Source organism: Bacillus sanguinis, assembly GCF_018332475.1.
Taxonomy (GTDB): Bacteria; Bacillota; Bacilli; order Bacillales; family Bacillaceae_G; genus Bacillus_A; species Bacillus_A sanguinis.
Map to the genome: position 1 here is coordinate 1 of NZ_BOQB01000562.1, position 813 is coordinate 813.

The window sequence follows — 813 nt, forward strand, 5'->3', positions numbered from 1 at the left end:
CAGGTTTTGGATCTGGCTTCACTTCTGGCTTAGTCTCTTTTTCTACTGCATTAATAGAGTTATATAAGAACTGGCTATATTGTTCACGAGTTACATGTGCATATGGTGAATACATTTTACCTCCTGTACCAATAGTAACGCCATTTTCTTCTAATGCACTAATTGCTTTTAATGCCCATGAGTTTTTATCAATATCAGTAAAGGAAGTTGTCTTAGTAGCTTTGAACTTGAAAGCATTTGTAAGTACTTGCGCCATTTGTTCACGAGTTAAGACATCATCTGGACCGAATTTCCCTTCACCATAACCATTTACTAGACCTGCTTTAGCAAGTGCTCTAATTTCTTTTTCAAACAGGTGTCCTCTAATATCTGTAAATGGATTTTTGAAGCTAGCATCTGCATCTGCTGGTTTAACGTACATATAAATCATACGAGCAACTTGCCCACGAGTTACATTGTCACCAAAACCAAAGATATTATTTCCGTATCCTTGTACTACTTTACGATTTGTTAAATCATAAATTGCTTTTGTAGACCAGTGATTTGCTGGAACATCACTGAATTTTAATGAGTCTGTGTTATCAGCCTTAGCAGTAAATGCTCCTGCTCCTAGTAATGATGTACCCATAATTGTTAATGCTGTTGCTGTTTTTAAAAATTTGTTAGCCATTGTTTGTTCCTCCAAGTATATTAGTTTTTTAATAGATTCCTTTATTGTATCGAATTTAAATATAAAATCCAGATACTTTAACATATAAATTTATAAATTAGCGTTTTTTTATAACCGCTGTTCTATATGGAAAATATTACCAT

The 813-nt window shown here is 33.5% G+C and carries 1 protein-coding gene; it reads right to left on the reverse strand.

Annotation, left to right across the window (positions count from 1 at the left end; translation table 11 throughout):
• A partial coding sequence (locus KI369_RS28575) for an S-layer homology domain-containing protein (RefSeq protein WP_212959008.1) occupies positions 1-733 on the reverse strand: 733 nt, incomplete at its 3' end.
• Between the last annotated feature and the right edge of the window lie 80 nt (positions 734-813).